Consider the following 13,572-nt stretch of genomic DNA (forward strand, 5'->3'; position numbering starts at 1 on the left):
GGCGGGGGGGGGGGGCGCGGGGTGGGGGCGCGCGGGGGCCCCGGGGGCCGCCGCGCGCCCCCCCCTTGGTGCGACAAACGCCGACGCCGCCCACGCCACGTCGCCCCAGGCAACAGCACTCAGCGAGGCCGCGCACGAGAAAGGGCAGGAGGCGCGATGACCCCCAGGAACGGCTCAAACGCCGCGGATACCGCCCAGGGCCATGGATACCGCGGCGTCCGCGATGGTGGCCGGATCCTCGGCGGCGCCGAGTTCGAGGCGGCGGACGGCGGCGTCGACGACGCCTTGGAGGAGCATGGCCTCCAGGCGGGGCCGGGGGCGGCCGAGTGCGGAGAGCGCGTCCACGATCATGGTGACGAGGCCGCCGTGGGCGGCGCGGATCTTCTCCCGGGCGCCGTCGTCGAGTTCGCTCGCGGAGATCGCGACGACCGCGCGGTGGCGCCGGTCCCCCACCAGGTCCAGCTGGGTCCGGACGTACGCCTCGATCTTGCCCTCGGCGGTCGTGGCGCCGGCCATGGCGGCTTCGACCTCGGCGGCCCAGACGGGGAAGTCGACGGCGCACAGTTCCTCGACGACGGCCGCCCGGGACCGGAAGTACTCGTAGACCGAGGAGCGGGCCAGGCCCGTGCGCTCGGCGAGAGCGGGGAAGGTCAGCGCCTCCGTCCCGCCTTCGGACAGCAGGGAGCGCGCGGCGTCCAGGAGGGCGCCGCGCTGCATGGTCCGGTGCTCGGCCACGGAGGCCGCTCGAATCCTGGGCACGGATCCACTGTACGGCGGCGGGGGTGCCGAAAGTCAGCGGCCCACGTCCGCCAGTTTGGCGCGGAGCTGGAGAACGGACTTGGTGTGGATCTGGCTGACCCGGCTCTCGGTGACGCCGAGGACGTGGCCGATCTCAGCCAGAGTCAGGCCCTCGTAGTAGTAGAGCGTGACGACGGTCTTCTCGCGCTCGGGAAGGGTGTTGATCGCGCGGGCCAGGAGCCGGCGCAGTTCGCGGTCCTCGGCGACTTCGACGGGATTGTCGGCGGCGGTGTCCTCAAGGGTGTCCATGAGCGACAGCCGGTCGCCGCCCTCGCCGCCGACGTGCAGGAGCTCTTCGAGGGCGACGACGTTGGCCAGCGACAACTGGCTGAAAACAGTGTGCAGTTCCTCCAGAGCGATTCCCATCTCGTCGGCGACTTCCGCTTCGGAGGGGGTGCGCCGGAGTTGCGCTTCGAGGGTCGCGTAGGCCCGCTCGACGTTGCGGGCCTTCTGGCGGACGGAGCGCGGGATCCAGTCGAGGGCGCGGAGTTCGTCGATCATCGCGCCGCGGATGCGCGTGATGGCGTACGTCTCGAACTTGATGGAGCGCTCGACGTCGAACTTCTCGATGGCGTCGATGAGTCCGAAGACTCCGGAGGAGACGAAGTCGGCCTGCTCGACATTGGAGGGGAGACCGACGCTGACGCGTCCGGCGACGTATTTGACGAGGGGTGAGTAGTGCAGGATCAGCTGTTCCCGCAGCCGCTCGTCGCCGGTGTCCTTGTACGACCGCCACAGCTCGTCGAGCGTGGTGGGGGCGGGTGGCCGCACGGTGCCCCGGGCTGCTGGGGGCACCGCAGCGCGGTCAGACCCGGAGGTGTGCTGGGGCATGCGTTGCCTTGAGCCGTTCTGCTGTCGGGTGCGGAGGTGACGGTACGGGGAGCGGGCGGGGGAACTTCGTGAGCGTAGCGTGAGTGTGCGGTCGCGGTGCGCGAACAGCGGTGGATGGCGCCGGTCCGGGGTGCCGTCGTCGTCCATGTCTTCGAGAGGGGGCCGTGGCGCGGGTCGGCCCCTTGGGGATGACCGAGAGAACTCGCTTGCTCATCGGCTTCACCATTTCACCCGAATGCTCCGGGTCAAGTACCGCCATGCCGGGCGTTCGAGGGTTCGGTTCTCCTGTTCGTCAACTGCCATTCGTCCTGCCGTCGTTCGACGAACCCGAGGGAGTGGAGTTCGTACAGTTTGGCGAGGGCGTGGTCGGGGTGGGTGCCGGCCCGGGTGGCGATGTCGGCGACGGGTGCGGCGTCCCGGCCGGGGAGGGCTTCGAGGACGCGGGCGGTGTCGGGGGCGAGGAGGTCGCGGGACAGGACGGGACCGCGGCGGAGCGGGGCGAGTTCACCGATGTCGCCGACGAGTTCGATGACATCGGCGGCGTCGGTGACGAGGGTGGCTTCGCCGCGCAGGAGTTCGTGGACCCCTGCGGAGAGTCCGCTGGTCACGGGGCCGGGGATGCCCATGGTGTGGCGGCCGAGGCGGGCGGCGGCGCGGGCGGTGACGAGGGAGCCGCTGCGGTAGGGGGCTTCGACGACGACGGTGCCGCGGGTGAGGGCGGCGATGACGCGGTTGCGCAGGACAAAGCGGCTGCGGGTGGGGTGGCCGCCGGGTGGGAGTTCGCCGATGACGAGGCCTTGTTCGGCGACGCGGGCGAGGAGCTGGGCGTGGCCGCGGGGGTAGGGGACGTCGACTCCGCAGGCGAGGACGGCGACGGTGGCGCCGCCGGAGCCGAGGGCGCCCCGGTGGGCGGCGGCGTCGACGCCGTACGCGGCTCCGGAGACGACGACCCAGCCGCGTTCGGCGAGTCCCGCGGCGAGGGTGGCGGCGGCGTGGGCGCCGTACGGGGTGCAGGCGCGGGCGCCGACGACGGCGACGGAGCGGAGGGCCCAGGTGCGCAGGTCGGCGGGGCCGCGGACCCAGAGGCCGAGGGGGCGGGTGTCGCCGAGGTCGTCGAGCTGGCTGGGCCATTCGGGGTCGCCGGGGATGAGGAAGCGTCCGCCGAGGCGGGCGATCCGGTCGAGGTCGTGTTCGGGTGTCACGGTACGGGCGCGGCGGCGCCAGCTCGCGAGGCGCTGGGGGCCGGTGTCGGGGAGGGCCCGCTCAAGGTCTGGTTCAGCGGCCGGATCGGGGCCGGTACCGGGCAGCGGCGGCTGGTCACCGGGTTCGGCGAGGAGCCGCAGGAGGCCGGTGGGGCCGAGGTGGCGCAGGGCCCGGCCGGCGTGTTCGTCGCCGGGTTCGACGATGTGGGTGAGGGCGGCGCGGGCGAGGCGTTCGGTCTCGTGGGGGTGTCGGCCGGCGGTCATGTCCGCTTCGGTCATGTCCACTCCCCCTGGGTGGCGGGGATGCCTCGGGCGATGCCGGTGCGGAGTTCGAGGGCGAGGGCGAGGTCGTCGGCGGTGGGCCGGTCGTGTCCGGCGAGGTCGGCGACGGTCCAGGCGACGCGGAGGACGCGGTCGAGGCCGCGGGCGGTGAGCAGGCCGCGTTCGAGGTCGTGTTCGACGGCGGCGAGGGCGCCGGGCGCGGCGGGGAAGCGAGTGCGCAGCGCGTGGCCGGGGATGGCGCTGTTGACGGTCCAGGGGGTGTCGGCGAGGCGGGTGGCGGCGCGGTCGCGGGCTTCGCGGACGCGGGCGGCGACGGTGCTGCTGGGTTCGCCGCGGGGGCCGTGGCCGAGGAGGTCGGAGCGGGTGACGGGGCGGGCTTCGACGCGGAGGTCGACGCGGTCGAGGAGGGGGCCGGACAGGCGGGCCTGGTAGCGGCGGATGACGGCGGAGGGGCACTCGCAGCCGGTGCCGTGGAGGGTGTGGCGGCCGCAGGGGCAGGGGTTGGCCGCGAGGACGAGCAGGAAGCGGGCGGGGAGCCGGACGACGCCGGCGGCGCGGGCGACGATGACGTGCCCGGATTCGAGGGGCTGGCGCAGGGCGTCGAGCGCTTTGGCGCTGAATTCTGGTGATTCATCCAGAAAAAGCACACCTCGATGAGCGAGGGAGACGGCTCCGGGGCGGGGCAGTCCGTTGCCGCCGCCGACCAGGGACTGCATGGTCGCGGAGTGGTGGGGCGCGCAGTAGGGCGCGTGGCGGACGAGGGGTTCGCCGGGCGGGAGGATGCCGGCGACGGAGTGGACGGCGGTGGCTTCGAGGGATTCCTGACGGGTGAGGGGCGGCAGGATGCCGGGGAGTCGTTCGGCGAGCATGGTCTTCCCGGCGCCGGGCGGTCCGGTGAGAAACAGGTGGTGGCCGCCGGCGGCGGCGATTTCGAGGGCGCGGCGGGCGGTGTGCTGCCCCGCGACGTCGGCGAGGTCGGGCAGGGTGTCGGCGGGTTGTCCGGCGGGCCCGGCGGCGAGGCCGGTGCCGGCTCCCGCCCCGGGGAGGAGGAGTCCGGCGAGCATCGGGTCGGGCCGGCCGTCCTCGTGGGGTGGCTCCTGGGGGACGGGTTCGCCGGTGAGGATCGCGATGAGCTGGCGCAGGGTGCGGACGCCGAGGACGGAGACCCCGGGGACCAGGGCGGCTTCGCCGGCGGTCTGTTCGGGGACGACGACCTGGTGGTAGCCGGCGTCGGCGGCGGCGAGGACGGCGGGCAGGATGCCGCGGACGGGGCGGACGCGGCCGTCGAGGCCGAGTTCGCCGATGAGGACGAGGTCGGCGATGGCCGTGGGGTTGATGCGTTCGGCGGCGGCAAGCAAGGCCGCCGCTACGGCGAGATCGAAACCCGAGCCGCCTTTCGGGACGGAGGCGGGGCTGAGGCCCACGGTGATCTTCTTCTGGGGCCATTCGGCCTGGGAGTTGACGATGGCGGCGCGAACGCGGTCGCGGCTCTCGGTGAGGCTCTTGTCGGGGAGTCCGACGAGGGTGAAGGCGGCGACGCCGGGTTCGAGGTCGGCCTGGACTTCGACGACGACGCCTTCGACGCCGACGAGGGCGACGGAGCAGGTGCGGGCGAATCCCATCAGGCGATCCCCCGGGCGTGGGTGACGACGGGTGCGCCCCGGCGGGGCAGGACGATGCCGACGAGGTCGATGCGGACGGAGCCGACAGAGGGCCGCCCGTCCGGTGGCGCGCCGGGCGGAGTGCCGGGCGGCGCCCCGTACCGGTGGAGCCAGCAGGCGGCGAGGTGCCGCAGCCGTTCCGCCTTGCGTGGCGTGACGGCGGCCATGGGATGTTCGAAAGGGCCTTCGCGGCGGGTCTTGACCTCGCAGACGACGAGGGTGTCCCCGTCGCGGGCGACGATGTCGATCTCCCCTTCGCGGCCGCAGCGCCAGTTCCTGGCGAGGACGTGCAGGCCGGTCGCGATGAGGGTGCGGGCGGCGAGTTCTTCCCCGTAACGCCCGAGTGCTTGGGTCGCGTTCATGCGGTACCACCTCCGGTACCGACTGTGACGCGTCGTGGCGCTGCGTGTGCGGGCCTGTGGAGGAGTGACCAGTTGTGGAAAACCTGGTCACTCACACGGGTGATTCTCGGCGGCCGGCCCCGGCCACCGGTCCTCAGCTGCCGGGGAGTTCGAGGTCGCTCTTGTTGAGCTCCTCGATGTTCACGTCCTTGAAGGTCAGGACGCGTACCTGCTTCACGAAGCGGGCCGGCCGGTACATGTCCCAGACCCAGGCGTCGGCCATGGAGACCTCGAAGAACACCTCGCCCTGGACGGAGTGCACCTGCATCTCGTAGTCGTTGGTGAGGTAGAAACGACGCTCGGTCTCGATCACGTAGGTGAACAGTCCGACGACGTCGCGGTACTCCCGGTAGAGCTTGAGCTCCATCTCGGTCTCGTACTTCTCGAGGTCCTCGGCACTCATGGCATGTTCCCCTTCAGCCGTGCGTCCCCCTATTGTGCGCCAGTCTCCCTGGCCCCTAAACGATTTCCGGGGCGAGGTCGAGCGGTGTACTCGGGGGTCCTTCGTCGAGCAGCCGGTGCAGCAGCTCCGCGAGTCTGTTGGGGTACACCGTCTCATGGGCCGCCGACAGTTCGGCGGAGGTCCACCAGCGCAGGCCGTCGACGCTGCGCGCCTCCAGTTCGGTGAGGGCGGTGAAGGCGGCGGCGGTCTGGGTGGTGCGGGCCAGGTAGTACCACTCGTCCTGGTTCCAGCGGCGGCCGTCGAAGGAGAAGGAGCAGTACCGGCGCCAGAGCACGGGGCCGAGCCGGACATCGGTGATGCCGGTCTCCTCGGCGAGTTCGCGCAGGGCGGCCTCTTCGCGGCTCTCGTCGCCTTCCACGCCGCCGCCCGGGGTGAACCACCAGGTCAGGGTGGGGTCGGCGGGCTCGTGGCCGTGCAGGAGCAGAATGCGGTCGGCGGGGTCGAGCAGGATGACCCGGGCGACCTTCCGGACCCCGGCCCCCGACTCCGACCCCGGCTCCGGCCCCGTACGCGGCCCCTTGTTCGCACCCGTACCGCCGCCGGAATCGTCCGGGAGCGGGGCGTCCGCCGCCGGCTCCGTCATGTCCTCACCGCGTCCTTGCCGGGCCGCTCCGTCGTGCGCCCCTGGCCCGCCGTCTTCTTCGGGCCGAGGAACCGGGCCAGTGGCCCGTACGCCGCTCCGGCCAGGATCAGGACACACCCCGCGACGACCGCGTAGAAGAGCGGCATGACGGGGCCGGGCCGGGAGGTGCCGCCGGGCAGCGCGGCGAAGCCGGTGGGCGAGGCCAGGAGGCCCTTGGCGGGCCAGACGACGGCGTCGACGCGCGCGGTGACGGAGGACGCCGACACGGTGCCGCGGCCCGCCTCTTCGAGGTGGGCGCGGGAGTCCAGGGAGGTGCGCCGGTCGTCGCCGAGGAGGAAGAGTTTCCCGGCGGGGACGGTCACGGAGAACGGCTGCCCGGCGGCGGGGGTGCCGGCCGCCAGGTACGGCTCGTCGACCGGTGTGCCGTTGATGGTGAGGCGCCCGTCCGTGCCGCAGCAGGCGACGGTGTCGCCGCCGATCGCGACGATCCGCTTGACCATGGTGGCGTCGCCCCACAGCGGGTCGTCGAAGACGACGACGTCCCCGCGCCGGAGGTCGGTGCCGTCGACGCGCTGGGCGAGGATCTTGGAGCCGACGTCGAGGGTCGGGGTCATGGAGTCGGTGGGCACGGAGTACGGCCGGTAGAGGACGGCCGCGAGGGCGAAGCCGCCGAGGAAGAGGACACAGCCGACGGCCACGACCAGCCCCGACAGCACGTTGCCGAGGCGGCCGGGGCCGTTCTTCGTACGCGGTGGGGCGCTCGCGCGCGCCGGGGCGACGGTGCGCGGCGCGGCGCTCGTACGCGGTGTGTCGCTCATGGGCATGGCACCTCGGGTGGTCCGCCGGACCGTCCGTGCGACGGTCCGGGACGGCACCCTACCCGCGGGTCACTCCTCCGCGATATGGCGAGCGGCGCGCTTCTTGCGCCGCCACAGCACCAGAGGCAGCGCACCGGCGACGCCCATGGCGCCCGGGGCGACGGCCAGGGCCTTGCCGAGGCCGGGCTGGTCGAAGGTGGACGGGACGGGCAGGGTCGACCAGCGGTTCACGGGCCAGGCGATGACCACGGCGCGGCCGACGACCTCGTCGTCGGAGACGGTGCCGCCACCGGGGAGTTCCATGTGGAAGCGGGAGTCGAGGGAGTTCTGCCGGTTGTCGCCCATGACCCAGATGCGGTCCTTGGGGACCTTGACCGGGCCGAAGGCGGGGTCGCAGGGCACGGTGCCGGGGCGCAGGTAGGAGCTCTCGTCGAGTTCCTTGCCGTTGACGACGACCTTGCCGCCCTCCTTGCAGGAGACGGTATCGCCGCCGACCGCGATCACCCGCTTGATCAGGTCCTTCTCTTCGGCGGACGGCATGAGTCCGATGAAGCTGAGGACCTTCTGGACGACGTTGGGCTCGGGGGTGTTGCCGTCTTCCAGCCAGCCGCCCGGGTCGTGGAAGACGACGACCTCACCGCGTTCGGGCTTGGAGCCGAACCACGGCGTGAGCTTGTCGACGAGGACCCGGTCGCCGCGCTGGAGGGTGTTCATCATCGAGTCGGAGGGGATGGAGAACGCCTGCACCAGGAAAGTCTTGATCAGCAGCGCGAGGACGAGCGCGATGCCGATGAGCAGCGGCAGTTCCTTCCAGAACGAGCGGGTCTGGCTCCGGTCCCGGTCACGGTCCGCGCGGCGGCCCTCGCTCTCGCCGCCGCCGTCGTCCTCGCCGCCGGGGTCCGGCGTCCCCGTGGAGTCGGAGGTCATGGCCGCCACCGCCGGATCGGGCCGTCCTGGCCTGTCCTCGGGCTCGCCGTTTCCGGGTCGTGCGCCGACGGCCACATCCCCCACATTCCACTCCTCAGTCCGTGCGCTCGCCCGGCCCTGGACAGGGACAGGCCCACCACTCCCATAACGAGCAGAAGTTCCGCCGGGGTCGGGAGCCGGGGTATTCCGTTGGTATGTCGCGGGGACACACTATGCGACACCTGGGGCGATACCGCCGCTGCCGCCTTCGCCTCGTCGGTCGCCGGCCGCGGTACGGACGCGAAGGTGGGCGGCTGCTCCAGGCGCCGCCAGTGGCCGATCGGCCAGGCGATGACGACGGCGCGGCCGACGACCTGTTCCTCGGAGACGGTGCCGTGTTCCGGCTCGTCGAGGTGGTAGCGGGAGTCGGCGGAGTCGCCGCGGTGGTCGCCCATCACGAAGATCCGGCCCGGGGGGACCTTCACCTCGAAGGGGATCTTGGAGGGCGCGTTACCCGGGTGCAGATACGGTTCGTCGAGCGGGACGCCGTTGACCGTGATGCGGCCGTCCGCGCCGCAGCACTTCACGGTGTCGCCGCCGACCGCGATCACCCGCTTGATCAGGTCGCGTTCGTCGGCGGACGGCATCACGCCGATGAAGGTCAGGGCCTGCTTGATCTGCTTGAGGCCCACCGGGTCCTCGGCCGGCGCGGCCTCCTGGCCGAGCCAGTTGCCGGGGTCCTTGAACACGACGACATCGCCGCGCTGCGGCTTCGAGCCGAACCACGGTGTCAGTTTGTCGACGAGGACACGGTCGCTGATCCGGATCGTCTGCTCCATGGAGCCGGACGGGATCACGAACGCCTGCACCAGGAAGGTCTTCAGGACGAGGGCGATGAGCACGGCGACGCCGACGAGGACCGGGATCTCGCGGACGGCGGAGCGCTGCCGGCGGCGCTTGACCTTGCGGGCGACGCGGCGGCGTTCGGCCCGACCCGGTGACGTACGGGGGTCGCCGTCGGTCCCGTCGGCCACGCGGCCCCGGCCGCGGCTACCCATGCCCGGGCCCGCCGCCGGTGCCGGAGGTCCCCGCGCCGGCGGTCCCGTGCCGGCTCGCGGTCCACGCCGGTACGGCGTCGAAGGCGGTCGTACGGGGCACGGTGGACCAGCGGCCGAACGGCCAGCCGATCCAGTCGGCGCGCCCGACGACCATGTCGACCGGGACCATCCCGCCGCCCGGCTGGCCCAGGTGGTCGCGGGAGTCGCTGGACTGGCTGCGGTGGTCGCCCATCACCCACAGGGTGCCGTCCGGGACCACGATGTCGAACGGGACGCGGGACGGCTGGTCGCCGAACATCACGTACGTCTCCTGGACGGGTACGCCGTTGACGCTGATCCGGCCGTCCTTGTCGCAGCAGACCACCCGGTCGCCGCCGGTGCCGACGACCCGCTTCACGAAGTCGGTCTCGTCCGGCTCGGCGAGGCCGAGGGCCGCGGCGGCGGCGTGCAGGGCGCCCGTGACCGGGTTTCCGGCGGGCTCTTCCTGGACGAAGGATCCGGTGCCGTCGAAGACGACCACGTCGCCGCGGCGCGGCTCGTCGCCGAAACGGTACGCCAGCTTGTTGACCAGGATCCGGTCGCCGACCTGGAGCGTGGGCTCCATCGAGCCGCTCGGCACCAGGAAGGGCTGCAGGACGAAGTGGCTGAACAGCAGCAGGAAGACCATGCAGGCGATGCCGATGAGTCCCGTACGCCGCCATGTCATCACGCCGGACGGCGCGGTGTCGTCGCGCTCCTCCGTACCGTCGCCGTCCTCGGGGTCCGCGCCGGACGCGGCGCTGCCGTCCCGTACGGCACGGTCGGTGCCCTCGACGTACTCTGCCTGATCTGCCTGATCTGCCTGACCGGCCCGACCGGTCCGATCTGCCGGTTCCGGCCCTGAAACGCGCGCGGAGCGCGATCGCCCCTCCTCGTCGGAGGAGCGATCGCGCTCCGTGTGCTGTGCTGCGGTGTCCATCGGGGGCAGAGCTTATCCCGCCACCCTGTGGAACCGAGCTCAGTTGTCGCGCTTCTCCTTGATCTTGGCAGCCTTGCCGCGCAGCTCACGGAGGTAGTAGAGCTTGGCGCGACGGACGTCACCGCGGGAGACGAGCTCGATCTTCTCGAAGATCGGGCTGTTCACCGGGAAGGTGCGCTCGACGCCGACGGAGAAGGAGACCTTGCGGACCGTGAAGGTCTCGGAGACGCCCGAGCCCTGACGGCGGATGACGACACCCTTGAACTGCTGGATACGGGAGCGGCTGCCCTCGATGACGCGAACGTGGACGTTCACGGTGTCACCCGGACGGAAGGCCGGGACGTCGGAACGCAGGGAACCGGCGTTGAGCTGGTCGAGCAGGGAGGCCATGGAGGTCTCTTTCCTCGCCGATGCCACAGGTCATCAGCGGTACGTACGAATGGTTTGGAGATGCCGCGGTCCTGACGGGCGTCGTTCCCCCTGTGGCAGGGGCGCGCGCCGGACGTACGACAGCGGCCTATTCTTCCACGGCCTGGGGCCTGCGCCAAAATCGGCCGCCGGGCTCGGGGGCCCAGCCGAGGATGGACAGGAGCTCGCGGTCCTTCTTGTCGAACGCGGCGGGGTCGCAGCGCTCGATGAGGTCCGGGCGGTTGGCCGCGGTGCGCCGGAACGCCTCGTCGCGGCGCCAGCGCGCGATCTTCCCGTGGTGCCCGCTGAGCAGGACGTCGGGGATGCCGCGGCCGCGCCACTCCGGGGGCTTGGTGTAGACGGGGCCTTCCAGCAGGTTGGCCATGGCGCCGGGGGCGAACGAGTCGTCCTGGTGCGACTCGGCGTTGCCGAGGACGCCGGGCAGCAGCCGGGCGACGGCCTCGGTGACGACCAGGACGGCGGCCTCGCCGCCGGCCAGCACGTAGTCGCCGATGGAGACCTCGTAGACCGGGATGCGGGTGGCGTACTCGTCCATGACCCGGCGGTCGATGCCCTCGTAGCGGGCGGGCGTGAAGATCAGCCAGGGCCGCTCGGAGAGTTCGACGGCCAGTTCCTGGGTGAAGGGCCGGCCGCTGGGGGTGGGGACGACGAGGACCGGGCCGTGGGCGCCGGACTCGTAGCCGTCGGCGAGGGCCTGGTCGAGGGCGTCGCCCCAGGGGCCGGTCTTCATGACCATGCCGGGGCCGCCGCCGTACGGGGTGTCGTCGACGGTGTTGTGCCGGTCGTACGTCCAGTCGCGCAGGTCGTGGACGTGGACATCGAGCTGGCCGCGGGCACGGGCCTTGCCGACGAGCGAGACGTTCAGCGGTTCGAGGTACTCGGGGAAGATCGTGACGACGTCGAGGCGCATCAGGAGGCGTCCCTGCCGGTCGTACGGGTCGAGTCGCCCTCCGCGGCCTGCGCCTCGTCCTCGGCCTCGTCCTCCGTCTCGCCCTCGTCCTCCGTGTCGCGCGAGGAGGCGACGACGGCCTCGGACTCGTCGATGAGGCCGGGCGGCGGGGCGATGACGGCGCGCTGGTTCTCCAGGTCGATCTCGGTGACGATCTCCGAGACGAACGGGATCATCACCTCGGAACCGTCGGGCCGCTCGACGATGAACAGGTCCTGCGACGGCAGGTGGGAGATCTCGGTGATCACGCCGATCTCGGTGCCGTCGACGAGGACGACGTCGAGGTCCATCAGCTGGTGGTCGTAGTACTCGTCCTCCTCCTCGGGCAGCTCGTCGGGATCGACGTCGGCGATGAGGAGGGTGTTGCGCAGGGCCTCGGCCGCGGTGCGGTCGGTCACGCCCGCGAAGCGGAGCAGCAGCCGGCCGCTGTGCACCCGGCCGGTCTCGATGGTGAGCGGCCCGGTGGAGGCCGGGTCCGTGTGCAGGACGGCGCCGGGTCCGAGCCGCAGCTCGGGCTCGTCGGTCCGCACCTCGACGGTGACCTCGCCCTTGATGCCATGGGCACGGCCGATCCGCGCGACTACCAACTGCACTGGTGAACTCTCCTGTCGTACGACAACGGGCCGGGGCGGGCGGCATGCCCTCCCCGGCCCGTGCCGGTGTCAAAGCTTCAGCGGACCTGGTCCACGTCGACGAGGTCGACCCGGATACCACGGCCGCCGATGGCACCCACGACGGTACGCAGCGCACGCGCGGTGCGGCCGTTGCGGCCGATCACCTTGCCGAGGTCGTCGGGGTGGACCCGGACCTCGAGAACGCGGCCGCGACGCAGGTTGCGCGAGGCGACCTGCACGTCGTCGGGGTTTTCGACGATGCCCTTCACGAGGTGCTCGAGAGCCTCCTCGAGCATGATCAGGCCTCGGTCGACTCGGTGGACTCGGCCTCGGCCTCGTCCGCCTTCTTGTCAGCCTTCTTGGCCTTCGGGGTGATGGCCTCACCCTTGGCCTCGTCGCCCTCGAGAGCCTTCGCGAACTCGTCGAACGAGGCGCGCTTGGCTTCCTTGGTCGCCGGGACGAGCAGCGCCTTCTCCGGGGCGGGGAGGCCCTTGGCCTTCTGCCAGTCGCCGGTGAGCTTCAGGATGGCGAGAACCGGCTCGGTCGGCTGGGCGCCGACGGACAGCCAGTACTGCGCACGCTCGGAGTCGACCTCGATACGCGACGGGTTGTACGTCGGGTGGTAGAGGCCGATCTCCTCGATCGCGCGACCGTCACGACGGGTGCGCGAGTCGGCGACGACGATGCGGTAGTGCGGCTGGCGAATCTTGCCGAGGCGCTTGAGCTTGATCTTGACTGCCACTGGAGTGGTGTCTCCTGGTCTTGACGTGGTAGGGCACCGAACGGAATGCCACGTGGGGTTGTGGTACCCGAGTGCCCGATGGACGCGTCAGCCGGAGGAGAGAGGGGTCCTATGCGACTGTCGAGTACAGCTAGCCATTGTGCCATACGTGACGAGGTCAGCTCGCGGCGCCCACGGTCTCCGGGATCCGGAAGGGCTTGCCGCAGCCGCCGCAGACGATCGGCGCCTGGGCGAGTACGGACGGCACCACGCGCACGTTGCGCCCGCAGTCGCAGACGGCCTTGACCCGCACGCCGCCGCCCGAGGAACCGTGCCGGGCGGCCGGTCCGCGGAAGGAGCGCTTGGTGTCGGCGGCGGTCGCGACCGTGTGCGCCTTCAGGGCGCGCTGGAGCCGCTCGATGGTCGGCCGGTAGCGACGCCGGGCCTCGGCGTTGAGCGTGACCAGGGAGAAGCCGCTGCTGGCGTGTGGCTCCTCGGGGTGGTCGAGACCCAGCTCCTCGGCGATCGCGAGGAATCTGCGGTTGTGGTAGCGGCCGGCGCGGGAGGTGTCGCGGACACCTCGGGCGGCGGCGATGCCGTGGACTGCTTCATGAAGCAGTCGCTCGAAGGAGAGCTCGGCGCCGCAGGCGGACGACGACTCTCCGATCAGGGACTCGGGCGCGGCAAGGTCCGGCAGCTCGGGGTGGTTCCGCTGAATCTCGGACCACGCCTGCGCCAGCTCTGCGGCGAGAACAGGTGGTGTCGTGCTCACGTCGGATACAACGAGCCGGAGGCCGTACGGGTTCCATTCCGGGGCAACTCAAATATTTTGCACGTACCCGTCAGTCGGTACGGATGCGTGAGGGCCGGTGCGTTCGGCACATAGGCAGGCGCATAC

16 protein-coding genes and 1 pseudogene are annotated in these 13,572 nt (G+C 71.7%); all 17 read right to left on the minus strand.

Going from position 1 to position 13,572, the window contains the following annotated elements; genetic code table 11:
• Positions 1–174: 174 nt before the first annotated feature.
• Positions 175–735 carry a TetR/AcrR family transcriptional regulator gene (locus ABZ693_RS23765; RefSeq protein WP_359880835.1) on the minus strand — a complete coding sequence of 187 codons (561 nt, stop codon included), beginning with the start codon at positions 733–735 and terminating at the stop codon, positions 175–177.
• A gap of 57 nt (positions 736–792) precedes the next feature.
• The gene (gene whiG / locus ABZ693_RS23770) at positions 793–1,629 is read right to left on the minus strand and encodes an RNA polymerase sigma factor WhiG (RefSeq protein ID WP_359880689.1); all 837 of its coding nucleotides are present in this window, start codon (positions 1,627–1,629) and stop codon (positions 793–795) included.
• A gap of 245 nt (positions 1,630–1,874) precedes the next feature.
• Entirely contained in the window at positions 1,875–3,110 is a 1,236-nt protein-coding gene (gene dprA / locus ABZ693_RS23775) for a DNA-processing protein DprA (RefSeq protein WP_435842519.1), read from the minus strand.
• Positions 3,107–4,735, minus strand: a complete 1,629-nt coding sequence (locus ABZ693_RS23780; protein WP_359880691.1) for a YifB family Mg chelatase-like AAA ATPase — start codon at positions 4,733–4,735, stop codon at positions 3,107–3,109. Before ABZ693_RS23780 ends, dprA begins: the two co-directional genes overlap by 4 nt.
• Positions 4,735–5,136, minus strand: coding sequence for a YraN family protein (locus tag ABZ693_RS23785; protein ID WP_359880694.1), 402 nt, complete (start codon positions 5,134–5,136; stop codon positions 4,735–4,737). Before ABZ693_RS23785 ends, ABZ693_RS23780 begins: the two co-directional genes overlap by 1 nt.
• Positions 5,137–5,269: 133 nt before the next feature.
• Positions 5,270–5,578 (minus strand): DUF2469 domain-containing protein, encoded by a 309-nt coding sequence (locus ABZ693_RS23790; RefSeq protein ID WP_359880697.1) that lies wholly within the window; start codon positions 5,576–5,578, stop codon positions 5,270–5,272.
• Positions 5,579–5,633: 55 nt separating this feature from the next.
• Positions 5,634–6,221, minus strand: a complete 588-nt coding sequence (locus tag ABZ693_RS23795; RefSeq protein ID WP_359880698.1) for an NUDIX hydrolase — start codon at positions 6,219–6,221, stop codon at positions 5,634–5,636.
• Positions 6,218–7,039 (minus strand): signal peptidase I, encoded by an 822-nt coding sequence (gene lepB / locus ABZ693_RS23800; RefSeq protein WP_359880701.1) that lies wholly within the window; start codon positions 7,037–7,039, stop codon positions 6,218–6,220. The genes ABZ693_RS23795 and lepB (ABZ693_RS23800) overlap by 4 nt, the downstream gene beginning before the upstream one ends.
• Positions 7,040–7,108: 69 nt before the next feature.
• Positions 7,109–8,041: a signal peptidase I gene (gene lepB / locus ABZ693_RS23805; RefSeq protein ID WP_359880704.1), complete on the minus strand. Its 933-nt coding sequence runs from the start codon at positions 8,039–8,041 to the stop codon at positions 7,109–7,111.
• A pseudogene (lepB, locus tag ABZ693_RS23810) lies at positions 7,968–9,003 on the minus strand (signal peptidase I); the annotation flags it as partial. The pseudogene lepB (ABZ693_RS23810) and the gene lepB (ABZ693_RS23805), both read right to left, overlap by 74 nt.
• Complete coding sequence (gene lepB, locus ABZ693_RS23815) at positions 8,996–9,961, minus strand: signal peptidase I (protein WP_359880707.1); 966 nt, start codon at positions 9,959–9,961, stop codon at positions 8,996–8,998. The gene lepB (ABZ693_RS23815) and the pseudogene lepB (ABZ693_RS23810), both read right to left, overlap by 8 nt.
• Before the next feature lie 39 nt (positions 9,962–10,000).
• Entirely contained in the window at positions 10,001–10,351 is a 351-nt protein-coding gene (gene rplS, locus ABZ693_RS23820; protein ID WP_359880710.1) for a 50S ribosomal protein L19, read from the minus strand.
• 127 nt (positions 10,352–10,478) lie between these two features.
• On the minus strand, positions 10,479–11,300 hold the full coding sequence (trmD, locus tag ABZ693_RS23825) for a tRNA (guanosine(37)-N1)-methyltransferase TrmD (RefSeq protein ID WP_359880712.1): 822 nt from the start codon (positions 11,298–11,300) through the stop codon (positions 10,479–10,481).
• Complete coding sequence (rimM, locus tag ABZ693_RS23830) at positions 11,300–11,932, minus strand: ribosome maturation factor RimM (protein WP_359880714.1); 633 nt, start codon at positions 11,930–11,932, stop codon at positions 11,300–11,302. The genes trmD and rimM overlap by 1 nt, the downstream gene beginning before the upstream one ends.
• A gap of 77 nt (positions 11,933–12,009) precedes the next feature.
• Positions 12,010–12,249 (minus strand): RNA-binding protein, encoded by a 240-nt coding sequence (locus tag ABZ693_RS23835; protein WP_056566048.1) that lies wholly within the window; start codon positions 12,247–12,249, stop codon positions 12,010–12,012.
• Between the two features lie 2 nt (positions 12,250–12,251).
• Positions 12,252–12,695: a 30S ribosomal protein S16 gene (gene rpsP / locus ABZ693_RS23840; protein WP_359880717.1), complete on the minus strand. Its 444-nt coding sequence runs from the start codon at positions 12,693–12,695 to the stop codon at positions 12,252–12,254.
• Positions 12,696–12,852: 157 nt separating this feature from the next.
• Positions 12,853–13,446 (minus strand): hypothetical protein, encoded by a 594-nt coding sequence (locus ABZ693_RS23845; protein WP_359880718.1) that lies wholly within the window; start codon positions 13,444–13,446, stop codon positions 12,853–12,855.
• Positions 13,447–13,572 lie beyond the last annotated feature (126 nt).

The organism is Streptomyces laurentii, from assembly GCF_040635425.1.
Classification (GTDB): Bacteria; Actinomycetota; Actinomycetes; order Streptomycetales; family Streptomycetaceae; genus Streptomyces; species Streptomyces laurentii.